The organism is Rahnella sp. WP5, assembly GCF_000745615.1.
In the GTDB taxonomy this organism is placed as follows: Bacteria; Pseudomonadota; Gammaproteobacteria; order Enterobacterales; family Enterobacteriaceae; genus Rahnella; species Rahnella aceris.
Genome location: NZ_JQJR01000005.1, coordinates 382,099 through 406,516, shown reverse-complemented (window position 1 = coordinate 406,516; position 24,418 = coordinate 382,099). Strand labels below are relative to the sequence as shown.

Below are 24,418 nucleotides of genomic sequence, written 5' to 3'. Positions count from 1 at the left end.
GCAGGAAACCCAGGCCCATAAGGTCGATGTCCGGTTGTGTTTTTGTTTGCTCAACCGCCAGGCAGCGGCTCAGGAAACAAAAACAGCAGACGGCGAACCGTCTGCTGATAAGGTCTTACGCGGTAGTACGTTCGTTCCAGGAATCGGAATGAATGATGTTGCCGTCTTTGTAGGTCCAGGTGATTTTTTCGTAACGCAACTCGATAGCTTCGAGGTGGTTGTGTTTCTCTTTAGCCGGATCTTTGATGTCGTGCATTTTTGGCGCGACTTTCACCAGCTTGACGTTTTCCAGTTTGGTGTTGAAATACTCCACTTCCTGGCCTGCGTCATTGATGCGATACCATTTGAACTCAGCGGATTTCAGGGTCTGGCCAGTGGTCACCGCTTTGTACAGGTACGGGCTGGAGGAATCGATTTCTTTGGTAAACAGGAACGGGGTGTGAATACGCGTACCCGTCAGTTTGCCGGTGTTGTTATCGGTCGGGATATACAGGTTGTGATCCTGTGCAACCACTTCGATGCTGCCTTCGCGATCTTTAACGTCTACGGAGCCTTTAATGTCCGCACCGCCGTCGTCTTTCAGCCACAGATAAACAGGAATTGCCATGGGTAGTTCTCCATTTCTAAGGTAAACATTCATCAATCATTTGATGAACTTGGGGTTGCTGATGCTTTGCAGGCATCTGCCTGTGGCACCAGACTGATTTCGACACGACGGTTAGCCGCACGGCCTTCCGGGGTATCGTTTGTTGCAACAGGGCGGCTCTCACCGTAACCCTGTACGGCAAAGCAGCTTTCGGACACGTCGCCGGTATCACGCATCCAGTTGCGTACTGACTCTGCACGTCTGAGTGATAACATTTGATTGGATTTATCATCACCTGTGTCATCAGTGTGACCCGCTACCACTATCAGCCAGCCCGGTTTGGCTTTGATCCCAACCAGCGCGTTGATCAGCACTTTGGTGGAGCTTGTTTTAAGTTCGGATTTACCCACGTCAAAAAGTGACAGGGAATCTAGCCGGATCGTTTTCGGCCCCTGAACAATTTGATTGATCACCGGCGGAGGCGGAGGGGGGGGAGTCCAGCTATTGATGGCGGTCTCCAGTGGTGCGATCAACCGCATCCCCTGATATAAGCCCAATGACATACGCATTGGTGCTCCGCTGCGCAGCCAACCATCCAGTAAACCGGCGTCGGTGCGTAATTGTTGCTGAGCAATCATCTTTGGCGAGGATGGCGTGCCGGAAAGACGGTTATATAAAGCGAGGTGGTCATCCACGCTCTGTACCAGACGCTGGTTATTTACAAAAGACGCCAGCAGGGCGAAGAGCAGGAAAACACCACATAGCAGCCCTGCCAACTGACAGGCTTGCATCAGCCGGGAAACGCCATGACGTTGCGGCAGATAGGGCAGCAACACCTCCGGCAATGGCAGGCATTCTTGTGAATGGACAACGCCGGGGGTTAGCGTAGTCACGTCACCTATGTGCGCTTGCCACAGATTGTCCAGACTCCCGGCGACGGGCGTAAAACAAGCACCCCATGCGCAAGGGGTCAGCGAGGGGACATCGCTTTGCTGACGCGTCAGAATGCTGCAGACGTGAGTTTCAAGCCAGGGCAGCAGGCTTTCTATCCAGAAGACCGTGCTCAACCTTTCCTGAGTGTTTCTGATATCCAGTTGCTGGCTCCAATCCATCAGCGGTATGACGCCTGCCCCTGCTTCATGAACCTGAACGTTTTTATTTCCCGGAATGATGGTAAACCACCGCTCAGCCAGGGTGTCTGTTACCACAGGCGGAGATAGCCAGGTGCTGACCCAGACGGGGGGAATTCCAGCCAGCCAGTTTTTGCATTGCACAATGGCACGGTGCCAGACATGGAGTTTTTGTGCGAAGTCGTCCTTATCCTGATGTTGCTCGGGGACTATGGCCAGAAGAATGGAGATCTGGGCGATTAGCGCCGGGCGTTCTGCCGCGAGATGCTGTGCCAACAAAGGCAAGTGCTCTGGAAAAGTGACCGGCAGATACCAGCCCTGACCTGTTTCACGGAAAGGGACCGAGTCGGAGAACAGCGGAGCACTGTCGCCACAAACCAGCACAACAGCGCCCTGAAAATCCTCAGGCGGAAGAACAGCGTCCGAAATATGTGCATATGCAATTTCATTACGGTGATTTTTACGCCACTGAATATAGCCCGTAGCACCACTAATGATGACCACCAGCATGCTCAGTGCCATACGGCTTCCTGTGCCGAGCGGCCAGAAGCCGAGAATCAGCCATAAGGACAAACAGGTCGCCAGAAGCAGCAGTATTAGCTGTGTTAATCCGCGCATCCGTCAGTGGTTCCCTGTCAACTGAGAGACCATACGTGTCAATTGCGTATTTAGGACGAACCAGAGCGCAATCAGAATCACGATGCCTGCAACCCATGAAAACCAGTAGGTTCTGCGTCCGGAGCGCAATCGCAGCGAACGTGAAACAATGGGCATTTCCTGAGCCGAGGCGAAAGGCGGAACTAACTGATTTAGCTTGCGAACCACATCTTCTCTGCGCTCATCCCCTTGTTCGCGATAACGGCCAGAGAAACCCAACGTCAGCGCACGGTAAAAGCAGGTGAGCACCGCAATATCAGGAGCAGGTTCATGGAGCACCTTGCGAATACGTTCCCATAACTCTTCCCCGGCATTCAGAGTATTGAAGTAGCGTGCCTGAAGTGGGTCTTTAAGCCATTTGGTGTTTCCGCTATCTGGTTCCTGGCGGTTAAGTACACTTTCATCTAATAAGGCACATTGCGTATAAAGCATGTGGTCGCAACTAGATTCGCTGAATCCTGCGCGTGATAAGGATTCTCTCGCGCCATCAATCCAGTCGCAGGCGCGGCGGTAAAGAGCCTCACCATCTTCGATTTTCTGGCCGTTACGCAACTGGCTGACCATCAACCAGCAGGGATAAAAAACTTCATCAACAATTGATCCATTTATCTTGCTCATGAGCGCAACACCGCAAATAGTTCAAGTTTGATTTCACCCAGTGAACCTGGGGTATAGAAAGCGCAGTTTCCAGCATCCAGCATTGCCTGGGCGGCAGCACTGTTCAGGTCCAATGCAAAATATTGGTTTTCAAGGCGCAACGGGATAGCGGCCGGTACATGAGACAGCGCCTTCATTACGACACCATTCAATGCCACGTTGACCACGTCAGAAACATCCTCAAAACTCCCTGCTTTGCAGAGCAGCGGGAACTGAGTTTGCAGCAGGTGGTTTGGAATGGATGAGCGCACGGAAAGATAGAAATCAGCGCCGTCGCGCAGACGGGAATCATGCAGCGATCCGGTCCAGAACTGGCCTTCATGCGTCAGTTCAATCGCGACCATACGTGATGGCAGACTGGCTTCGAGCAGGGCATCCAGCAGGGTAAACAGCGGAGGGAAAACGTTTTCCGGCGCATTATGCTGATACAGAGGAATATCTTCTGCCTTATGCTCGAGGGAAAACGTCAGCAGACTGCCCGCCAGACGCACCAGTTCACGATAGAACAGTTCAGGATGGCGGGCAGGGGACTGATAAAGCTCCATCAGCACAGGTTCGGCACTGTTCAGTGCGTTCAGTAACCAGAACAACGATACGTCGGCTACTGCAAAGTCGGCCATTCGCTCATTGCTTTCGCGGCGCATCGCCATCAGGCGTCGACGGCGGGCCTGAAGGCGGTGAATTAAATCACCGAGTTCCGTCAGGACTGCCGGAGAGGACGACAACGAGAGCATTGGCGGAATGAACTCTGCATCCGGTGTCCATTGGCCTTGTGCATTACGCACAAGACGTACAACAGGGCAGGTCAGATACGCGCTGTTTTCCTGATGGGCAAAACGGAGCGTTATCGCATAACGCTGAATAGCCAGTTCTGTCCGTTCATGCCCTGATAACTCCTGCACGGTGACCCATTCCTGCTGCCAACGACGTGGACGTTCACTGTCCTGACCGTCATCCAGATTGCCGCCATTGGCTGAAAGCAGAGGTAATGCCAGCACGACATCAACGCTGTCCCGGTCAGAAATTGCAGATAAATCGCAAGCTGGAGGCAAATTATCCGCCAGCTCGGTATCAATCAGCGTCCCATCAGGAAAACGAACCTTCAGGCGTAAAGCATTCAACCTGGAAAGGGCTAATGAGCCGATGTCGAATGTTGCATCAATCACTCCCCAGGGATTTGCCAGAGCCATATGAGCAACCCTGTCAGACACAAAAGCATCCCAACGGGCTTGTTGCTGGAACTGTTGCGGGGCCAAAAAGGCCCCGTCGCTCCATAATGGGCGATAAATTTTCATCGTTTCTCCGCTTATGCCTTAGCTTTAGGCATCTGAGAAACCAGTGAAAGATTCACGTCCATACCTTCCACCTGGAAGTGCGGCACGGCGTAGAGTTTCACACGGAAGAAGCCAGGGTTGTCTTCGATGTCTTCAACGGTCACTTTGGCGTCACGCAGCGGGTGAGAGGCTTGCAGGTCATCGCCCGGATCGGTCATTTCAGTCACCAGCGTGCGGATCCAGGTGTTCAGCTCCAGTTCCAGCAGACGACGGTCTTTGGTGGTGCCGATATTTTCCCGCTGAATCAGCTTCAGGTAGTGTGCGATGCGTGAAAGCAGGAAGATGTAAGGCAGGCGCGCATTGATGCGGCTGTTTGCGGTGGCATTGGCAGTATCGTACAGCGCCGGTTTCTGCGCAGAGTTCGCGGAGAAGAAGCAGGAATAATCGCGGTTTTTGTAGTAAGACAGCGGGATAAAGCCCAGATTGGCAAATTCAAATTCGCGGGTTTCAGGGATCATCACTTCTGACGGGATTTTCACCTGATTGCCGGTGCCGAGATCGTACAGATGGATCGGCAGATCAGTCACTGCACCGCCCGCCTGCGGGCCGCGGATTTGCACACACCAGCCATTTTTGATGAAGCTTTTCACCATGTTGGCCGCAAAGGCGAACGCCGCGTTTGTCCAAAGATATTTCTCGTGATCCGGACCTTTCACTTCTTCAACGTAGTTGAAGCTGCGAACAGGAACGGTATCCGGACCATACGGCAGGCGACCGAGTACGCGCGGCATGGTCAGACCGATATAGCGGGAATCGTCAGAATCGCGGAAGGATTTCCACTTGATGTATTCCGCACGGTCAAAGTAGTTGCCGATATCTTTAATCGCCGCCACTTCTTCCATGGAATCTTTCAGGAAGAATTTAGGGCCGACCGCACCGACGAATGGCATATGCGCAGCGGCAGATACTTTAGAAATGTTACGCAGCAGGGCGACATCTTGCGCCGACGCGTCAAACTCGTAGTTGGAAATCACAGAACCGATTGGCTCGCCGCCCGGTGTGTCATATTCCTGAATGTAGGTATGACGGTACAGGCCGCTCTGGATGATCTCAGGACAATCTTCGAAGTCCTGACGCAGGTCGTCTTTAGATACATCCAGCACTTCGATTTTTACGTTCTGGCGGAAATCAGTACGATCAACCAGGAACTTCAGGCCACGCCAGCCGGATTCAATACGCTGAAATTCCGGGTGATGCATGACCACATCTAACTGACGGCTGATCTGGCTGTCGAGTTCGGCGATATGATGATCGAGCAGGGTTTTGTCCAGCCGTTCAACGGTTTGGCCTGACAACTTAAGGCGCTCAAGGAAGACCTGAACAGCCGCGGTAACACGCTGATCGGCGGTGACATCGGCCAGCGCAGACGTATCCTGAAAATCGTTCAGGTCACCCAGTGAGGACACAGGCGTCAGGTTGATTTTATCAAACAGGGAAGCGTATACCGTACCGGCTTCAGGGCGCTCCAGAACCGTTGTCTGGCTGGAAGAAGAGTTTTCAGTGTTGACTGACATGAGCATTATCTCGCATTAATCCATTAAGTGGAGGCAATTACGCCTTTGGCGCCAGGGCATTAAGTTCAGTGCGCAGTTCATTGCTCAGCGCAGGATCTTTTAGAATGGCTTCGAGCTCTTTACGGAAGGTGACGTTGTCGAGCAGATTGGATTTGAGGTCACGTAATAAGTTACGCATTGCCAGCATCGCGCGCAGTTGGGGGATCTGACGGGCAACCTGTTCTGGCTCAAAATCTTTCATTTCATTGAAATTGAGAGAGATATTTTCTTCGCTGCGATCACCTGTTAGCGTATTTTCCACAGTCAGGTTCAGTGAAGGGCTGAATTCAGCCAGTACGCTGTTAAAGTTATTCTTATTAATGTTAACTTTTTCGCGTTCAGATAACGGACGGTTCTCTTTTCCATTACTGTAATCACCCATTACCATCAATTTTAACGATAATTCGACTTTCTTCTGTGCGCCGCCAGTGTGTAGATCAAGTTTTATGTTAACGCGCGCTTTCGGAATTTCATTCTGGAAGCTATTAGACATGCTTATCCCTTACTTATAGAGTGATAAACGCTGCCAATGATTCTTAAAATATGATATTGGCAACCCTGCCAAAACTACATCCTTTTCCGAGGAAAACGTCGGAATAATTCAGGGTCACAAGCGATTCAAAATATTTATGAGAAACATTTCGCAGTGTGTTTTGAATTTTTCTGAAAATAATATTGCAGGTAAATACCTGCGGCGACATTTTAGGTAAATATTACGCAGCATTGACATTTAAATGGTGTAACAAAACATTTCTATTGATGCGGCGTGACACACTCGCTTATGTTCATTGATATATATGAGTTTTATCCAAACTTGCAGCAGGCCTTATAGAATGCGGGTGTGACTTAAGTTAAATCTTATGAGGGTCTGCAGTTTCAAGTAAAAAGTGACAAAAAATAAATTAACTATTCTTTTAAACCGCTTCATTAAAACCATTCAACTTAACTCAGAATCGTATTTAATTCATAATCATTTCTCTATAAAAACAATAATAGTATTCACGATAGTAATGTTTACAATGAATTTTTAAAAATAGCTTCATGAAAATTTTTCATTTTTAGTGGGGGTTAGTTGTATTAATAACGATAAGCAGGGGGGTAAGTATCCTGCATGAGGTCATATTTATATCTTTAATATAAGTGTTAACAACATTTTTTGGAAAACACTCAGATTACTCACAGGTGTTTTGACTGCAGTAAACGTCTTTAAAACATGTTCGGAAATTTCTCCTACGATCGATCATCGTGCCACAAATTGCAGATAGTGCGCTGGAAATATTAAACATTTGAACAGGAATGCCGATAAACAGATTCCCGCTTTATTTTGAGAATCTCCCGATGTCGCTTAAAAAGTCGTCTTTGCTTGTTCTTGTTATTCTTTTCGCACTCTTTTTCACCAGTATGCTTTCGAATGTTTGGCTGCTCACCCGGAGTAATCATTCACTGGATGATGTGAACAAGGAAATCCGCGTGGTGCTTTCTATTATCGACCCCATTAACCACAGCCGAACCTCGCGTGTTCGCGTGATGGAATATATGAAAGAAATTGAAAATGGCGACGGTCAGCAGTCAAAATCTGCTCTGGACGGAGTCACTGAGGTCATCGGTAAAGCCGATGCGGCGTTTCAGACGTATCTTGATGTGCCGAAATTGCCTGGTGAAAGTGAACTGGCCGATGAATACCGCAATACATACCAGGACTATCGCCAGAACGGTATCCAGCCCTTGATTGACGCTGCAAAGTCCGGTGATCAGGCAGCGTTCAAAGCCCGGATCCCTGCGGTGGTGAAACTCGATCGTCAGTATGAAATCGTGTTGGATAAAGTGTTGGCCCTCCATGAACAGTACGCAAAAAATCTTAATAATGTTGCACAAAGTCATTTCAAATTTGGTATCGGGTTGACGGTCGGTTTTGGTTTGTTATTTCTGATCATCATTATCAGTGTTCTGGTGTTAATGAAGCGCTTTGTTCTGATGCCGCTGCTGAGTTCTCGCGATCACTGCCGTCAGATTGCTGAAGGTTATCTCGATACGCCAGTACCGGTGAAAGCCAAATCCCGCAGTGAGATTGAAGAGTTGATGCAGTCGATAGAACATATGCGCCAGTCGCTGACCAGAATTATAAGGCAGGTACGCGACACCAGCCATACAGTGGCGCATGCATCGCAGGAAATCTCCGCAGGTAATATTGATCTGGCTTCCCGCACTGAACAACAGGCCGCAGCGCTGACACAAACCGCCGCCAGCATGGAAGAACTTGGTGCGACGGTAAAACAAAATACCGAAAATGTCTCCCGGGCAAGCAGTCTGACACGTGAAGCTGTCCAAAACGCGCGCGCAGGCGAGAAAGTCGCTCAGGACGTGATTGGTACGATGGGGCGTATTAACAGCAGTTCGAAAAAAATCGAAGATATTACAGGTGTGATCAATAGTATCGCTTTCCAGACAAACATTCTGGCGCTCAATGCCGCGGTTGAAGCGGCACGCGCGGGTGAGCAGGGCCGTGGATTTGCAGTGGTGGCCAGTGAAGTGCGCAGTCTGGCGCAGCGCAGCGCCATGGCAGCAAAAGAAATCGAAAGTCTGATTTCTGAATCGGTGGCGAATATTCGCGAAGGGTCGGATGAGGTCTCGCGCACCGGCGATTCCATTTCAGCGATCATTTCCTCTGTCACTCAGATTAATATATTAATGGAACATATCTCGATAGCCTCTGATGAACAAAGCCGCGGGATTAGCCAGATTGAACAGGCGGTGACAGAAATTGATGGCGTGACGCAACAAAACGCAGCGCTGGTTCAGGAATCGGCTGCCGCAGCGGCCTCGCTGGAAGAACAGGTTCTTCATCTGACCCGCTCAGTATCAGCGTTCAGATTGGCAACAGTGTAATCTGCTCGTTGTAACGACATAACTTATTGAAATAGATGCGGTGATTAGCCGCCTCTATTTTACTGAATAACGTTACCGGAACACCCCCACGGCTTCAACCAGACGGTCGGCCTGTTGCTTCAGACCTGAAGAAGCATTGGCACCTTCCTGAACCTGAATTGAATTTTGATGTGTGATGCGGTCCAGTTCTTCAATGGCTTTGGCAATATCCAGTAATCCCTGATTTTGTTCGCCAGTGGCGCTTCGGATTTGCCCGATGAGTGACGTCACATTTCGCACCTGAGAGACGATGTCGGCCATCGTTTTCCCTGCCTGATCAACTTGCTTCGATCCCGACACTACCGTTTCCACACTGCTGTCGATCAGGCGTTTGATTTCGCTGGCTGCGCTGGCACTTCGTTGCGCCAGGCTGCGCACTTCTCCGGCAACCACGGCGAAGCCTTTGCCTTGTTCACCCGCGCGTGCCGCTTCAACAGCGGCATTGAGCGCCAGAATGTTCGTCTGGAAAGCGATGCCATCAATAACATTGGTGATGGTGGCAATTTGTCGCGAACTGCCGGTGATTTCCTGCATAGTGCCGACAACTTCCTGCATAGCATTGCTGCCTTTTTCTGCCGCCGCACTTGCTATCAGTGAAAGTTTGTCGGCTTCGGCTGCCGTCTGTGTGTTGCTTTCAACTGTCGTGCTCATCTCATTCATTGCTGCAGCAGTTTGTCCAACGTTAGCGGCAGTTTGTTCAGTACGTTGACTCAGGGCTTCATTACCATTCGCCAGTGACTCACTGGCCGTGCGGACTTTGTGCGCCTGATCGTTGACATCATCCACCATCCAACGGCAAATCAATCCGAGCTGGCCAACAGATCGTAACGTCATACCAATTTCATCGACCCGCTCCATTGGCGTGATCGTATGACTCGCGCCGCTGGCAACGCGCAAGGTCTGACTGCAAAGCTGTTCGACCGGGCGGGTAATCTGCCATTCCATCCAGAAATTCAGCAACAGAATGAAAAATGCATTGAGTGCCAATGCGGTATTCATCTGTATCACGGGCAGGGCAGTCAGCGCAGAAATGACGAGTGAGTTAAGGACGAGTAAAACCAGCAAACCGTTGCGGATCCGCCAGCGCACAGAAAGCGTTTTTAAAATAGAAAAACTGCGGGTAATGCCGGTACGGATCAACAACCCCCGATGCAAGCGGCGGTTGTTCAGTTCGCCGCGATTCATTTTGTCATAAAGCGCCTGGGTCGCATTAATCTCTGCAGTAGTCGGTTTGGTGCGGACAGAAAGGTAACCTTTGGTTTTACCACCACGAATGATCGGTACGACGTTGGCACGAACCCAATAATGATCGCCATTGCTGCGGCGATTTTTCACCAGTGCTGTCCAGGGGAAACCCTGTTGTAATGTAGCCCACATATCTTTGAATGCCGAAGGAGGCATATCGGGATGGCGCACAACATTGTGAGGCTGCCCGATAATATCTTCACTGGCAAAACCGCTAACTTCTATAAATGCATCGTTTGCGTAGGTAATACGGCTTTCGGCATCTGTCGTTGACATCAATGTTGCGTCGTCAGGGTATTGATATTCCCGTTGTGATATTGGCTGATTATTGCGCATAGTGACATTTCCATGGCCAGACTGCGGTTTAAGTGAGATTAAGGATCCTTAACTATTAACATTTCGGCATAAGCAAAATTTTCTTTAGGGAAACATGACGTTATTTATGACGACAATCGTTATTAGGGCGAATGCATACGGGTGAAAACGTCGGTTTTTTCGCCAATCCATAACGTATAACGAAGATATGAGTAAAAAATATGCGTTATATCATTATGTCTGTTGATTTTATGAACAACATACAACGGCTGGCTCACCATAATTCCCCTTCATAATCGCTCTATTTTTCGTTATTAGTGATCTGTGTGACTCCAGACTTAATAGGTCTGGAGTCATAAACCTTTTGCCTAAGATCCTCAGGCTTGTTATAACTCCGGCCTGTGATTTTTGAGGTGAATTGGGCAGATGAGTAAGATCGGATCCGTAACAATAGTCGAAGGAGATTTTGCTGCCGGAAATGTTGGTCAGCATGTTTTGGCTTATCTGCAGAATGTGAAAATGACACCGCTTGCCAAACTGGATGATTTTGATGAGGAGGGCAATGCGACGGTCGGGCAGGTGATCAATATCTGGATCCGGCTTTCACTGATCCTGACACGACGTCGGCCAGAAATTGCTGTTTCATCCCTGATGAAACATGTGTTGCCAGTGATCGGCGAAGTGCCTCTGAATAAAATCACCCGTTTACGACTGAACCGTTTGTTTAATGTACTGCTGGCGGACGGGAAAGTTTCAGAAGCAAAACGGGTATTCGCGCTTTGTAAGCAATTTTTTGGCTGGGCAGAAACCCAGGGATATCTGGCACATTCGCCACTAAGTACCATGAAGCGCCGCGACGTCGGCGGTCGGAATACCCCGCCACGCGAACGAACGTTAACCGATGCTGAAATCTGGGTTTTCTGGCATAGCCTTGATTTATGGGATATTTCTGAACAATGTCGCTGGGCATTGCGGTTGTGCCTGCTGACTGCACGACGACCAGATGAAGTGGTGCGCGCCAGAAAAGATGAGTTCCATTTGCAGATCGGCATCTGGCGACAGGGTACGCGAAATAAATCGGCCCGTGATCACAGCCTGCCGCTGACGCCATTAATGATCACCTGCATCAATGCTCTTCTATCAGCCAGTCCGAAACACAGTCCCTGGCTGGTGCCTTCACCGCTCGATGCACAAAGACCGTTATCACGCGGTGCGGTGACACAGGTTATACGGCGCCTGCTACGTGCGGAACGGGGGCCGGGGATTGATGCTTTTACCACCCGCGATTTACGCCGTACGGCGCGTTCCAAGTTATCCTCCCTGAATGTGCCGAACGATGTTGCGCGTAAAATTATGAATCATTCGCTTGAGGGGATCGACCGTGTTTATGACACTCACGATTATCTGCCGCAGATGAAACAGGCGCTGGAAGCATTTTCTGACAATATTCAGGGCATCATTGATGCACCAGATTACTACGATTTACGTCATCATTTTGAGGGCGAATCTCTGCATGTTCGTGAAAGTTCGCTGTTGTTTATGGAGAGATAGCGAGCATAGGCCCGATTTTAAGGTTATGTTAATGTCTGACGATTGAGAATATAAAGCCGGTAAAAACCAGACCGGGAATAAGCCAAAGATGTGACCTGCTACAATTGTGTATTGATTTGGCAACGCAAGAAGACAGAGGACTAATAATGCTTTCAACACAAAACAAGGCTATCGGGTTGCCAGAACCGACGCAGACCATTTTGCTAAGCACCGGAACAGCGGAAGAAAAACGTCAGGAAATTCGCGATTATTTCATTCAAACCTGGGAGCTGTACGAGAGCCTGTTTGATTGTCTCGCTGATGAAAGAGCCTATTTCAATAAGGCAATTTCGCTTCGCCACCCGCTGATTTTTTATTTCGGTCATACCGCCACTTTTTATATTAATAAGCTGATGGCTGCGGGGCTGATTCCTCAACGTGTTGATTCACACATCGAAGCGATGCTGGCGATCGGTGTGGATGAAATGAGCTGGGATGATCTCGACGATCAGAACTATAACTGGCCATCTGTTGTTAACTTGCGTCAATACCGCGACAAAGTACGTGAAGAAGTGCTCGGTATTATTGACACCATGGCGCTGAGTTTACCCATCGGATGGGACAGCCCTGCCTGGGTGATTCTGATGGGCATTGAACATGAGCGCATTCATCTGGAAACATCCAGTGTATTGATCCGTCAGTTGCCGGTGGAATGGGTTAAGCCACAATCTCACTGGCCGGTGTGTGGAATCGCCCGTCATGACCGCAACAGCGTACCTGATAACACTATGCTGGCGGTGAAAGGTGACATTGTCACGTTGGGTAAGCAGGATGATACCTACGGCTGGGATAACGAATACGGCACATCTCAACAGAAAATTCAGGCATTTAGTGCCAGTAAGATGCTGGTCAGTAACGCTGAATTTTATACTTTTATACAGGCGGACGGCTATCACGATGCCCAGTGGTGGGATGAGGAAGGGCTTGGCTGGCGGGATTTTGCGCGGGCTGAAATGCCCACTTTCTGGGTGGGTTCGCCCCGCGAACCTGAACGGCTGAAACTTCGCCTGATGACTGAAGAAGTACCGATGCCATGGGACTGGCCTGCTGAAGTTAATCAACTGGAAGCGGCAGCATTCTGTCGCTGGAAAGCGGCGCAGACCGGTGAATCAGTACAGTTGCCGACCGAAGCTGAATGGATGATTCTGCGTAATCAGGTGCAGGGTGATCAGCCAGACTGGGAAACAGCACCGGGAAATATCAACCTCGCATGGTGGGCATCATCCTGTCCGGTTGATCATTTCGAACAAGGTGATTTTTCTGATGTTGTGGGGAATGTCTGGCAATGGGCGTCTACGCCGATCAGTGGATTTGACGGTTTTCGTGTTCATCCTTTATATGATGATTTTTCGACGCCAACATTCGATGGTAAACATTCCATGATCAAAGGCGGAAGCTGGATTTCAACGGGCAATGAAGCGCTAAAATCTTCGCGTTATGCTTTCCGTCGCCACTTTTTCCAGCATGCCGGTTTCCGCTATGTGATTTCCAGCCATCAGGAAGTGGTGAAAGTGAATCCTTATGAAACTGACGGGCTGGTGGCGCAGTATCTTGATTTCCAGTACGGTCCGCGTCATTTCGACGTAACGAATTATGCGGTTCAACTGGTTGATATTGCAGTTGAAAATACAGTTAATCGTGGCAGGGCGCTGGATATCGGGTGTGCTACGGGGCGTGCCAGTTTTGAACTTGCGCGTCATTTCGACTCTGTGGTTGGAATGGATTATTCCGCGCGATTTATTGATGTCGCTCTGGCTCTGGCACGCGGTGAAGCCTGTCGGTATGTAATCCCGGAGGAGGGCGAACTGGTGGATTATTGCCAGGCTTCGCTCGCTGATGTCAATATCTCAGCAGAGCAGACAGTGCGGGTGAATTTTGTGCAGGGTGATGCCTGTAACCTGAAGCCGCAGGCGGAATTATATGATCTGGTCCTGGCTGCTAATTTGCTGGATCGACTGCGTGAACCTGCACGTTTTCTGACAGATATTACGCCAATGATTCGTTCTGGCGGCTTACTCATGCTTTCTTCACCTTACACCTGGCTCGAAGAGTTTACACCGAAAGAGCACTGGCTGGGCGGGTTCCGGGAAAATGGTGAAGCTGTTACGACGCATCAGGCGTTGAAACGTTTGCTGGCGAATGAATTTGAAGAGGTTAGGAAACCGACAGATGTTCCGTTTGTGATCCGTGAAACGGCGAGGAAATTCCAGCATACCGTAGCGGAAGTTACACTGTGGCGTAAGCGGTAAATTCTCTATTTCTGAAAGAGGCTAATGGTCGCTTATGCGGCCATTTTTTTATCCGTGCGGATGGAGGCTGGTCAATAAATCTAAGACACGTTCGTCCTGAAGAAATACAGAAGACACTTTTGGTTAAGTTTTTGGTGTTTTTGATTTATCTGGCATATGTATGTTGTAACTAAAGTTGGGCTCGTATGATCTTATGGCTTGGTAATGAAAAAAGGGGGGGAACGGTAAAAATTATGAATTCAGGCGTTGCAGAATAGCAAATGCCGGACACAAAGGTCCGGCATGACAAAACCCGCTACTTATTTCTCTGCCGGACCACAACCCCCGATCATTTTAGAAATTGAAATCGCAGGGTGCAGCAAATAAGTATAGTCACAATTTTTCTCTTTATTAAAAACGCTACCGGTACAGCCTGAAAGTGTCGTAACTACCGAAGCGAGGAGAGCTAACTTAAATAAGTTTTTCATATAAATTCCTTTTTAAAATAGATGATTATGTATATAGGCCGTCATTTTAAATTCAGGCAAACGCGAATATACGCTTAACATCAATAACAGGCAAATAAATACCCATCACTGCGCATTTTTAATATTGGCCTGCCTTGCTTTATTTTAAGATATTCATTATTAATATGTTTATAAACTTAATGATGTCGGTAATTTTCCGAGAGATTAATATTCATCAGATATATAATTAATGCATAATGTGACCATTTTTTTAAACACTCAATAGTCAAAAGGCTTCTTTCACAGGTCATTTAATGACAAACTGCCGCTACTTAGCCGCCGGAATGAACGTTGTCTGATGAAAGCTCCCTTCTGCCTCTGCTCGCTTGTGCTGTTCACCGCTACTGTTTTAGCTGCCCCTGAAAAAGGCCTCACCGAAGCACAGTGCGTCGCCTTAAAAAATGTGCATATCAATGCAGACGCAATCGGGCTTCCGACAAGGGGGGCGCGGGTCACCACAGTGGCAATGGCGGGCCATCCGGGTAATCAACATTGCAAGATTGAAGGGCAGATCAGGCCGGTCGATCTCAATGCGCCCGATATTAATTTTCAGCTTTACCTGCCGCTTGAGTGGAATGGTAAAGCCCTGCAACTGGGTGGCAGTGGTTTTGACGGCGCGATTAAAGACGCTGATACAGCACGTCTGGCGCCGGCAGCAACACCTGGCGCAATAAAGCAAGGTTATGCCACGTTTGGCAGTGATTCAGGCCATCAGGGCGGAGTATCCGATGCTTCCTTTACCCTTAACGGGGAAGCCTGGGATAACTTTGCCGGTGCGCAAATCAAGAAAACACACGATGTGGCCGTTGCCTTGATCCAACAGGCTTATGGTCGAAAACCTGCTCACATGTATTTTCAGGGTAATTCGCAAGGTGGCCACGAAGCGCTTGCGGCGATCCAGCGCTTCCCGCTTGACTATGACGGCGCGATTGCCATTCATCCGGTGTATAACGTCGTTGAACTGCACATGGCCGGGATCAGCATCGGGAAGGCAATCTACAACACGCCGGGCGCGTGGATTTCGCCGGCCAAAGCCGCACTGATTGCCAATGCCGTTACTGGTGCCTGTGACAAACTGGATGGTCTGGCTGATGGTGTAGTCGCCAATCCGGATGCCTGCAGTTCGACATTTAAACTGGCTCATCTGCGCTGCCCGGATGGGAAAGATATGGGCGCCAACTGCCTTTCAGATACGCAAATCGCGCTGGTCCAGATGCTTAATAAACCAGTGCCTCTGGGTGTCAACCTGCTAACTGGCGATCACTTTGCCCCATGGCCAATTTTACGTGGTGCAGACGCTTCTGCGTTGGTCAGTGTTTTTGGTTCAGGTGCAAACAAGCCAAAACCAGAAGCCAGTAATATCATTATTTCATTCCCTTACATGATGGGCGATCAAGCTGTCCGCTACGAAGTGATGCGAGATGCAAATTACGACTCTCTTCAGTTTAATCCCGCAGCCCATGAGACGAGGCTGAAAGAACTGGCGGCACAAATCGATAATGATAGTGCTGATATTCACACTTTTGTGCAGCATGGAGGCAAACTTTTACTGATGCATGGCACGGCGGATATGGCTGTTCCGCCAGGAAACACCGTAGCGTATTACGAGAAGCTGAAAGCTGAATTTGGTGAGCAAGAACTTCATCAGTTTGCCCGTTTCTACCTGGCACCGGGTTTCACGCACAGCAGCGGGACATATCGGGTGAGTTGGGATTCATTAGGAGTCCTGGATAAATGGGTTGTTCATGGGATAGATCCGGGTCAGCAAGTGATGATTGATACAAACAAAGCAACTGCCGGGCGCGAAATGCCGTTGTGTGATTATCCGTTATTCCCACGATACAACGGACAGGGTGACACAAAAATGGCCTCCAGTTTTACCTGTTCCGCCAGATAATATTTCTCATATTCACTTTTCTGCCTGCCTCGGCGGGTATGCTTTTACAGGAGATTGCAAGTCATTTACCTATATAAATTCACAGGTGAATGAGCGTTCTCAAATAACTTGAACATCCGTTCAAGTCTTGGCATTATCCTCAGCTATCTACTTTTCTTCGGTTACTCCTGTGGCTTATCTGTGTAAAGCAGCATGGATGCCATGTCACGCCTGGAAACGCTCGGGCTGAGCGCAGACTGTGCAGAATACAATCTTAACCGCGCCATCGAAAATGAGCTTTACGCCTGCCGAACGGTATGTGAGGAAACCTCTGATGTCTAAAAAACGTTAGCCAGAGCGCGGATGCCATTGTAGTGCATATGATTTCAAAATCTGTCGCGTTCTAATCACGCGACTTTATTGCAGCACAGGGAGTTCATTTTGCAAAGCGAACAAAAACCTGATTTTCATGATGATTTGATCAAAGAGTTACTCTACTGGATCGAAGTCAACTTAAGTGATCGTCTGACCATGGAAAAAGCCTCAAAAAAAACCGGCTATTCACCATGGTATCTTCAGCGTTTGTTTAAAAGTAAAACGGGTTACGCACTAGGTAAATACATTCGTGACCGCCGTCTCACGATGGCCGCTATCGCGTTGCGTCTGACCAATATGCCCATACTCGATATTTCGTTGTACTATTCCTACGATTCGCAGCAAACGTTCACCCGATCGTTCAAGAAGAATTTCGCCGAAACTCCCGGTACGTATCGACGCAATGCATCATGGACCATGAACGGGATCACCGCGCCGCTTACCGTCGATGAGTTTCCGCAGCCGGAATATGAAATCGTCGAGTTACCGGTGATGGCGTTTGAAGGGGAGACGATCTCGCATTCTTACCCCATTGAAGCCTTATTCAACAGTAAGAATCACGTTCACCGCGCGGAGTTGCTGCGTTATCTGGAAACACCGGAATCTCTGCGGGCACCGGTCTGGGGATTGTCGGACTGCCGGCCTGATACGAATGATGAAGTGGCGAATGCGTTGCAGATGGATTACACCGTGGCGCATCAGGTACACACCAGCGATAGCCACAACATCCTGGTTCCGGCCAGCCGTTATCTGAAGATCAACTATCCGTACGATCTTAGCCGGTTGAACGATTTTATTCTTTATCTGTATTCTGTGTTTTTGCCTACGCTGGGTCTTGAATTTATTATGCAACCGGACCTTGAGAAGTACTCGCGTGAATCTGCGCTCAAAGGCGTGACCTGCGAATACTATATTCCGCTGGCCACACAGTGATCAGGTAGAAAAAAGCCCCTCATTATGAGAGGCCTGACGGGCGGGAAAGGGGATCAGTTGAACACCATACCGCCGTCGATCAGCAAAGCCTGACCCGTCATGTAATCAGAATCCGGCCCGGCCAGATAAGAAACGCAAGCCGCGACATCTTCCGGCTCAGAAAGGCGTTTCAGCGTAATATTCTTGGCGAATTCTTGTGTACCATAGCCCGCCGGTTTTCCGGCTGCCGCTGACACCTGACGGTCTATTTCTTCCCACATCGGCGTTTTCACAATCCCAGGACAGTAGGCATTGACAGTAATACCCAGCGAGGCCAGGTCACGCGCTGCAGTTTGTGTCAGCCCGCGCACCGCAAATTTACTCGAACTGTAGATCGCCAGTTCAGGGTTACCCACATGCCCGGCCTGTGATGACGCATTAATAATTTTGCCGCCATGCCCTTGTGACTTGAACGCTTTGACCGCCGCCTGAATGCCCCAAATGACACCTTTCACGTTGATATTATAAACTTTATCGACGATTTCCGGGGTGATGTCTTCAATCAGTGTCGTCGGCGCAATCCCGGCATTATTAACGATGACGTCAAAACCACCGAGTTGCCTGGTGGCCGCTTCTACGGCAGCAAAAACTTGCTCCCGGTCTGAAACGTCCGCCAACTGAGCAATGGCTTTACCACCGGCATGATTAATTTCTTCGGCAACTTTTTTCGCTGTTTCCCCATTAAAATCCACCACGGCCACAGCAAAACCATCCTTCGCCAGACGCAGTGCAATCGCGCGGCCGATCCCCTGACCACCACCTGTCACTAAAGCCACTTTTCCATTTTTAGACATACGACTATCCTCTATGTATTCGGTATCTTCTTCAGGTGCTGCGCGCAAGACACGGTCTACCCGACCCGGTGCCGTTGCGTGAGCTATCCACTGGTTTACGCCTGCCGCTCCCAATGTGCAATTGTTAAGCACGGTCATTAACTTTTTCTGATTTGGTCAAACGCAAATGGCTGTTCCTGCCAGCAAGTCGTTTAGAATGGCATACGTGTAAGAGAGTAAGGATGCAGAAATGACCAGCAATAATATTGTTCTTTTCCGTGAACGCCTGACTGCACTGGTGCGTTCATTACAGATTGCGCCTGACGTTGCCGAAAATCAGGTACTGGACCGGATGGCGCTCTGCTTTCGCAAGTTGCTGAATTTTTTCGCTGAAAACAATGAACTGACGCAGCAGGTGTTTTTGCTGCCACCTCTGGCGCAAGAGACACAGCGTTTGCTGATCAACCTGATGGCAGAAAACCTCGTGCAAAATCAGCAAAGCAAACTTTTCCGCAAAGAAATTTCTGCCGTCATGCTCGCGCAATGTTTTACCGGCATGCTGGTACAATTCGCGCAAGATCCCGCAGATCCGGCATTACGTCATCAGCAAAGTCTGGCCTGTGCAAAACTGTTCTGCGAAGGCGTTTGGCTGCGGGAGTTATAGTTCAAAACTTCATAAAGAAAGCAAAAATGGTTGGTTCAGTTTGTCGTTCATAAAAGGTTTACTACGTTCATTCCCGCGGCAGGCATCGTTTGCCACGATTTTGAAACCAGCGTTAAAGAAAGCTTTGATTTTGAAGCTGCGATTAACCGGAGGCCTGTATGTCAATCACTGTACACACTGCTGAACGCCGTTCGCTATGGCAACGTATCACGCACCGCAAGGTCAGTCATCCACCAGCGGAGAGGGCGCAGGATACATCCCGTCTGCTGGAAAGCTTTCTCGCCACAGGCTGTCTTTACGGTATTGATGTGGGGAACAGTGATCCGGCCTGGTTTCGCCGCTCCTGATCGTTATATCCGTTTATTGCGGTTCAGTTACTGGAACGAGCTGTGCCATGAGAGAAGCCTTCTCCTGAAATTATGTGCTGTACCCTGAATAGCCGGTGTTTCCGCTGCGGATAACGCAACCGTGATATCTGTTATGCAGGTTGTTGTGGAAAGTCTCTCTGACCTCGTCGTAGAAATTTTAGTTCTCTCTCATTTGTTGAGCCCATAACTTTCGCCGGTTATGGGTTTTTTTATGCAAAAAAAAGCCCCGCAGTCAGGCGGGGCGACATACTAACGCCGTTAACAGGGGTAAAACGGCGACTAAAAAAGAATATAAGTAAAACCAAGGAAGGGTAAATAGGATTGCAGTGATGATTCCACAACCCAGAAATAAAGTACCACAGAAAAATACATAATTATAAATACATATTTTATATGAAATTAACTATAACATTCATTCGAAATATTGATAATACCGACAGAAATAATTAGTAATAAATAATAAAATTAAAACCGATAATTTATCTACAGAACCACGGAACTCTGTAGGTAATATTAATACGAGTCTGACTCATTGAAAATACATATATAATAAATTCAAATATCCAATTAAATGATAAAGGAATACATCATGAAATTAAAAGCATTGGCACTTATTATCCCGGCATTACTGGTTGCAGGCGCAGCTCATTCCGCAGAAATATATAATAAAGACGGCAATAAACTGGACCTGTATGGCAAAGTTGATGCACGTCACCAATTTTCAGATGATGCAGGTCAGGACGGCGACGTAACGTATGTTCGTGTAGGCTTTAAAGGTGAAACCCAAATTACCGATCAACTCACCGGTTACGGCCAGTGGGAATACAACGTCCAGGCTAATAATTCTGAAAGTACAGGTACATCAGGCAACGCCACCCGTCTGGGCTTTGCGGGTCTGAAATTCGCTGACTTCGGTTCATTCGATTACGGCCGTAACTACGGCGTTGTGTATGACATTGAAGCCTGGACCGATATGCTGCCAGTGTTCGGCGGCGATACCTACACCTCCTCTGATAACTTTATGGTTGGTCGTACTAATGGCGTTGCGACTTACCGTAATACAGACTTCTTTGGTGAAGTAAAAGGCTGGAACTTTGCGCTGCAATATCAGGGTGCGAATGATGGCGATAACAACAGCGAAGACATTAACTATACACCAGCAGGTGAAGGCACGAATAATGGCCGCGACGTTCGTCATCAGAATGGTGATGGCTATGCTCTTTCTACCACTTATGACTTCGGTATGGGTATCAACTGCTAACTGACTATTATTTAAGAGTAAATGTTCATCCCTGCAAAACTCCTGCAAAATTCTTCTGCAAAACGGCATCTTAATTAAACAACAACTTCCTTCCAGTCTTTCCCCCGGTCGTCGTTATACTTCTCCGTCATTTGACTATTTTTATGTCCAAGTAAGACTTGCGTGTTTATGCCTTGCTCTCTGAACAAGCGTTCCGACAATGATCTCTGTTCATGGAATGTTGGAGGATTCTCTCCCTTCCACAGCAGACCACTTTTATCTCGGGCTTCTGCAAATCCTTTTGAGAGTGTGCTTTTAGTTATCTACCCACCACGGGTGCAGTTTCTTCGTGAACGGTGATGATGCAAGATCCACTGACTCAAAACAGAATCTCGGCATTCAGCTATCACATCCTGAAGAGACAGCCCCAACGCCTCACATTTCAAAGAAAGGGGTATAGCTACTTTAGCCCCGGTTTTTTGCTGAACTATATGAAGTTTGTCATCCCAGATATCAGTAAATTTCAACTTTGATATATCTCCTATCCGTTGGCCTGTAATTAAGGCCAATAGCATTGCCCTGGGAATATGCACCGGTAACGTTAATGCAGCCGAATAAATGGCTTTCCATTCATCAAATGAAAGTCTCTGTCGTGAAACTTTTGCCCGAGGTTGTTTTGTTGCCTTCGCAGGGTTATAACCAGCCGGAACTTCACCTGCATGCTGAGCTTCTTTGAATACATCACTTAGATTCGAACGCACCATCTGCGCCATCCTTCCCTGACCTTTTTCAATGTAAACATCGAGAATCCCAGCAATATCTCTGGCACCTACTTCCGACAATGGTTTTATCCCGCAATGAGAAATTAATGCTCGTAAAGAAGGTTCCCGTAGTTTCGCTGTATCGGGCTTTATTTCGCCAGCCTTAACCCTTTCTAGCTGAATCGCTCTATATTTATCAACCCATGCATTGGTAGTGATACCTTTATTCACTTCACGGCTAATTTCATTTCTTACTCTCAGGAGATTTGCCATTTTCCTCTGATTGAGTTGCATATTCGCATCTATTGCGATTGCTTTTGCCTCCTCTTCGTTGTCCCCCAAACCGTGGAACTTACCTGTGGCTGGATGCTTGTAACGCCAGTAAACCTTATTGGTTCTGGCGTCCAAGTAGCACGACAGCCCGGGAATATTCACGTTATATTTACGTGGACGTGCCATCTTCGAGAATCCTCATTAAACGTGGATCTATATCCTTGTTGATCACAGGCTTCTCAGCTATCCCAATGAAACGCGCTGATGCTTCAACACGCCAGCACCGCCCAGCTTTAAAGGGCAGGGGGTATATCATTCCATTTTTCGCATACCTCATCAGCGTTGGTCTGCTAGGTATTGGCGCGGAAAACTCTTCGAGAGCCCATTCATCAAGCGTTAATGTTCTCGTCATATATCACTCCACACGTTTAATTATAGCCAGCTGCACACCGGTTTACTGACTGACCCGAAATCGGCCGTAATATTTTCCAGCTCGCCACCACAGCATTTTCTCGCCTGGTGGCATTGCTGGCGAAAACTCAACTGGGATAAACCACAGATTCAGCATTCTTTTCACAAAAACACGCCGGACGAAATGCGAACGGGTTGTTTCAATCATGGCTGCATTCCTAAATAAGTAATTCCCATTACCACTCTGGGAAAAATGCGATATCCAGTTTCATGAAATAACTTTTCCCAGATTTCAGCGTGTGTGCATCCCTTGCCAGAATTGGCAATCAAATTTCAGTAATAACGATTCACTAAATGCCCCAGTGGGTCAGGGCATTTAAGGCCGCGCTATCAGGCTTTGAACTCACCGATGAATGTTTCGACCTCAACGTCGGTGAAGTTGGCTTCCAGTAGTTCGCGGAACTCGGTGGCCATCAGTTCTTCAGCTGTTTCCAACTGCACGATCCGCAGAACCAGCACCGGAGCATTGCCGCCGGTCAGCACGCTGTAGCGCAGACGGAATCGGCGTTCGCCAAGGCCTTCATATGGCACGCACTTAAATTCGAAAGCCGCAGGCATAGCTTCTTTGCTTTTTGCCTCTACACTTTCCATCACTGAGCGCTTGGCGCCGAAATCACTGTCTTCATGATCCGCAGAACTGGATGCTTCGATGGTGATTTTTCGTACGCCGCCAATTGCTTTCTTGATGTCCAGCACTTCGCCGTCAGCGGTAAACGCCATCAGGAATTCAGACCAGTCTTCCAACCACTCGGCCAGATCTTTCTGTGAGTTTTTATCGCCGTTGATGTTCAGCAAAGCCTGAAATGGCGCAGTGCGTTTCAGCTTAAGAACCGCGATGTTATCAGCGTGGCCTGGCTCGGCCAGTGTGCCGAGATTAAACACGGTCACCGCCGCCATGTTGTCAGCATTGATGAAACTGCGGACGCCTTCGCCTGCGTAATCTTTGCAGTAGCGGGAGAAATCCTGAATGCTGGCGGTTTCCATCTTCCCGCGGAACCGGAACCGGCCATCTTGCAGGTTTTCCAGCGAATGAATGCGGACTGATTCTGGCAAGGCAACAGCAGGGCAGTCAGCTGATGACAGGCGTTCTTCCAGTAAGGCGGAGAGGGACATATCCCGGACTTCTTTGATTGCTGATGCGTCTAAAACTTGAGACATAATAATTTCCTTTTATCGGATGGTTAAACGATGCTTATCGCGCGTCACGGAGTTTGCCGTCAGGATCTCCGGCGATGGTGAACAATTGGCCCTGATCTTCCTGCATGATGGTCAGCTTGCCGCCTTTGCCCACGTACATTGGGGTTTCGGTGGTGTCTTCCTCGGAGGTTTTCCCGCGAGGCGTAGGTGCTGAGAACTTCAATTTGTGAGCCAGCATCACGCGTTTTTCTTCCATCGAATTACTGATCCGGGAAACATCAATCTCGATGGTCACTTTGCCTTTACCACCGTTATTCAGAACACCCAGAGCGGCGGTATTCAGCGCGGCGGCGATTTTGTTTTCGAAAATACCGGCGTCCAGTTCGGAGAGAAACTCCGGGACGTTGGTCATACGACTTTCAGCCATTTTCATGCCCTCATTATCGCGGCGCACACCGCGGGAAATTACTCACACACATAGACAAGGGCGGCCGGTAATGCACAGGGCGTGCTGGGTGGGTGCCAGCGGCCCTTGTCTATGCCTGCGAAAAAATTGGCGGTGGTCATGATCAGAACATTATCTTCGCTCCCCCTGATGTTGGATGGTTGAAGAGTCATGCCACCGCCGAAAGACAACTACACACAGCAATTATCGAGGTTCCACGTCGATCTGATTGGGCGGCGGGAGTTGAACCCGCAATCGGGTAGGGAACCCGACCATCACCTGATGCTTGCCACAACGGAAAGAGCACTGGGACTGT

Annotated in this window: 20 protein-coding genes and 2 pseudogenes; 8 read left to right on the top strand and 14 right to left on the bottom strand. The window is 48.7% G+C overall.

What is annotated here, in order from left to right:
- Positions 1 to 115: 115 nt before the first annotated feature.
- From hcp to tssB, 6 genes are read right to left on the bottom strand one after another with little or no spacing between them, the layout of a single operon-like run.
- Complete coding sequence (gene hcp, locus EX31_RS01875) at positions 116 to 607, bottom strand: type VI secretion system effector Hcp (RefSeq protein WP_013577830.1); 492 nt, start codon at positions 605 to 607, stop codon at positions 116 to 118.
- A gap of 32 nt (positions 608 to 639) precedes the next feature.
- Positions 640 to 2,334 carry an OmpA family protein gene (locus tag EX31_RS01870; RefSeq protein ID WP_037033059.1) on the bottom strand — a complete coding sequence of 565 codons (1,695 nt, stop codon included), beginning with the start codon at positions 2,332 to 2,334 and terminating at the stop codon, positions 640 to 642.
- Positions 2,335 to 2,337: 3 nt separating this feature from the next.
- On the bottom strand, positions 2,338 to 2,991 hold the full coding sequence (gene tssL, locus EX31_RS01865; protein WP_072012253.1) for a type VI secretion system protein TssL, short form: 654 nt from the start codon (positions 2,989 to 2,991) through the stop codon (positions 2,338 to 2,340).
- The gene (gene tssK / locus EX31_RS01860; RefSeq protein ID WP_037033058.1) at positions 2,988 to 4,325 is read right to left on the bottom strand and encodes a type VI secretion system baseplate subunit TssK; all 1,338 of its coding nucleotides are present in this window, start codon (positions 4,323 to 4,325) and stop codon (positions 2,988 to 2,990) included. Before tssK ends, tssL begins: the two co-directional genes overlap by 4 nt.
- A gap of 11 nt (positions 4,326 to 4,336) precedes the next feature.
- Entirely contained in the window at positions 4,337 to 5,884 is a 1,548-nt protein-coding gene (gene tssC, locus EX31_RS01855; RefSeq protein ID WP_037033056.1) for a type VI secretion system contractile sheath large subunit, read from the bottom strand.
- 31 nt (positions 5,885 to 5,915) lie between these two features.
- Entirely contained in the window at positions 5,916 to 6,410 is a 495-nt protein-coding gene (gene tssB / locus EX31_RS01850) for a type VI secretion system contractile sheath small subunit (RefSeq protein WP_037033055.1), read from the bottom strand.
- A gap of 845 nt (positions 6,411 to 7,255) precedes the next feature.
- Here tssB and EX31_RS01845 point away from each other — a divergent pair.
- Positions 7,256 to 8,803: a methyl-accepting chemotaxis protein gene (locus EX31_RS01845; protein WP_037033054.1), complete on the top strand. Its 1,548-nt coding sequence runs from the start codon at positions 7,256 to 7,258 to the stop codon at positions 8,801 to 8,803.
- Positions 8,804 to 8,875: 72 nt separating this feature from the next.
- Here EX31_RS01845 and EX31_RS01840 read toward each other — a convergent pair whose 3' ends face one another.
- On the bottom strand, positions 8,876 to 10,423 hold the full coding sequence (locus EX31_RS01840; RefSeq protein ID WP_037033053.1) for a methyl-accepting chemotaxis protein: 1,548 nt from the start codon (positions 10,421 to 10,423) through the stop codon (positions 8,876 to 8,878).
- Positions 10,424 to 10,828: 405 nt separating this feature from the next.
- On the opposite strand from EX31_RS01840, the gene EX31_RS01835 reads away from it, so the two are divergent.
- Positions 10,829 to 11,953 (top strand): tyrosine-type recombinase/integrase, encoded by a 1,125-nt coding sequence (locus EX31_RS01835; protein WP_051930978.1) that lies wholly within the window; start codon positions 10,829 to 10,831, stop codon positions 11,951 to 11,953.
- A gap of 146 nt (positions 11,954 to 12,099) precedes the next feature.
- On the top strand, positions 12,100 to 14,241 hold the full coding sequence (ovoA, locus tag EX31_RS01830) for a 5-histidylcysteine sulfoxide synthase (protein ID WP_037033052.1): 2,142 nt from the start codon (positions 12,100 to 12,102) through the stop codon (positions 14,239 to 14,241).
- Positions 14,242 to 14,540: 299 nt separating this feature from the next.
- Here the strand turns inward: ovoA and EX31_RS25090 are convergent, their stop codons facing one another.
- On the bottom strand, positions 14,541 to 14,708 hold the full coding sequence (locus EX31_RS25090; RefSeq protein WP_072012252.1) for a YhfL family protein: 168 nt from the start codon (positions 14,706 to 14,708) through the stop codon (positions 14,541 to 14,543).
- Between the two features lie 337 nt (positions 14,709 to 15,045).
- Here EX31_RS25090 and EX31_RS01825 point away from each other — a divergent pair, with 337 nt between their 5' ends.
- Both EX31_RS01825 and EX31_RS01820 read left to right on the top strand, forming a co-directional pair.
- The gene (locus EX31_RS01825) at positions 15,046 to 16,644 is read left to right on the top strand and encodes a tannase/feruloyl esterase family alpha/beta hydrolase (protein ID WP_037033051.1); all 1,599 of its coding nucleotides are present in this window, start codon (positions 15,046 to 15,048) and stop codon (positions 16,642 to 16,644) included.
- Between the two features lie 420 nt (positions 16,645 to 17,064).
- Positions 17,065 to 17,931, top strand: coding sequence for a helix-turn-helix domain-containing protein (locus tag EX31_RS01820; protein WP_037033050.1), 867 nt, complete (start codon positions 17,065 to 17,067; stop codon positions 17,929 to 17,931).
- 53 nt (positions 17,932 to 17,984) lie between these two features.
- On the opposite strand, the gene EX31_RS01815 is transcribed toward EX31_RS01820, so the two are convergent.
- Positions 17,985 to 18,764 carry a (S)-acetoin forming diacetyl reductase gene (locus EX31_RS01815; RefSeq protein ID WP_013577817.1) on the bottom strand — a complete coding sequence of 260 codons (780 nt, stop codon included), beginning with the start codon at positions 18,762 to 18,764 and terminating at the stop codon, positions 17,985 to 17,987.
- Positions 18,765 to 18,993: 229 nt separating this feature from the next.
- Here EX31_RS01815 and EX31_RS01810 point away from each other — a divergent pair, with 229 nt between their 5' ends.
- From EX31_RS01810 to EX31_RS01800, 3 genes and pseudogenes are all read left to right on the top strand, one after another.
- Entirely contained in the window at positions 18,994 to 19,407 is a 414-nt protein-coding gene (locus EX31_RS01810) for a hypothetical protein (RefSeq protein ID WP_037033049.1), read from the top strand.
- Positions 19,408 to 19,565: 158 nt separating this feature from the next.
- The gene (locus EX31_RS01805) at positions 19,566 to 19,754 is read left to right on the top strand and encodes a hypothetical protein (RefSeq protein ID WP_037033048.1); all 189 of its coding nucleotides are present in this window, start codon (positions 19,566 to 19,568) and stop codon (positions 19,752 to 19,754) included.
- A 610-nt stretch (positions 19,755 to 20,364) separates the two neighbouring features.
- Positions 20,365 to 21,030, top strand: a pseudogene (locus EX31_RS01800) (porin); the annotation flags it as partial.
- 80 nt (positions 21,031 to 21,110) lie between these two features.
- On the opposite strand, the pseudogene EX31_RS01795 reads toward EX31_RS01800, so the two are convergent.
- The 5 genes and pseudogenes from EX31_RS01795 to EX31_RS01780 all read right to left on the bottom strand — a co-directional run bounded on the left by EX31_RS01795 (position 21,111) and on the right by EX31_RS01780 (position 24,084).
- Positions 21,111 to 22,235, bottom strand: a pseudogene (locus tag EX31_RS01795) (phage integrase Arm DNA-binding domain-containing protein).
- Positions 22,219 to 22,461: an excisionase gene (locus tag EX31_RS01790; RefSeq protein ID WP_013577813.1), complete on the bottom strand. Its 243-nt coding sequence runs from the start codon at positions 22,459 to 22,461 to the stop codon at positions 22,219 to 22,221. Before EX31_RS01790 ends, EX31_RS01795 begins: the two are co-directional and overlap by 17 nt.
- A gap of 42 nt (positions 22,462 to 22,503) precedes the next feature.
- Positions 22,504 to 22,668 carry a hypothetical protein gene (locus tag EX31_RS25905; protein ID WP_156106952.1) on the bottom strand — a complete coding sequence of 55 codons (165 nt, stop codon included), beginning with the start codon at positions 22,666 to 22,668 and terminating at the stop codon, positions 22,504 to 22,506.
- Between the two features lie 182 nt (positions 22,669 to 22,850).
- Positions 22,851 to 23,678 carry a YfdQ family protein gene (locus EX31_RS01785; protein WP_037033047.1) on the bottom strand — a complete coding sequence of 276 codons (828 nt, stop codon included), beginning with the start codon at positions 23,676 to 23,678 and terminating at the stop codon, positions 22,851 to 22,853.
- Between the two features lie 34 nt (positions 23,679 to 23,712).
- Positions 23,713 to 24,084 (bottom strand): hypothetical protein, encoded by a 372-nt coding sequence (locus EX31_RS01780; protein ID WP_037033046.1) that lies wholly within the window; start codon positions 24,082 to 24,084, stop codon positions 23,713 to 23,715.
- Between the last annotated feature and the right edge of the window lie 334 nt (positions 24,085 to 24,418).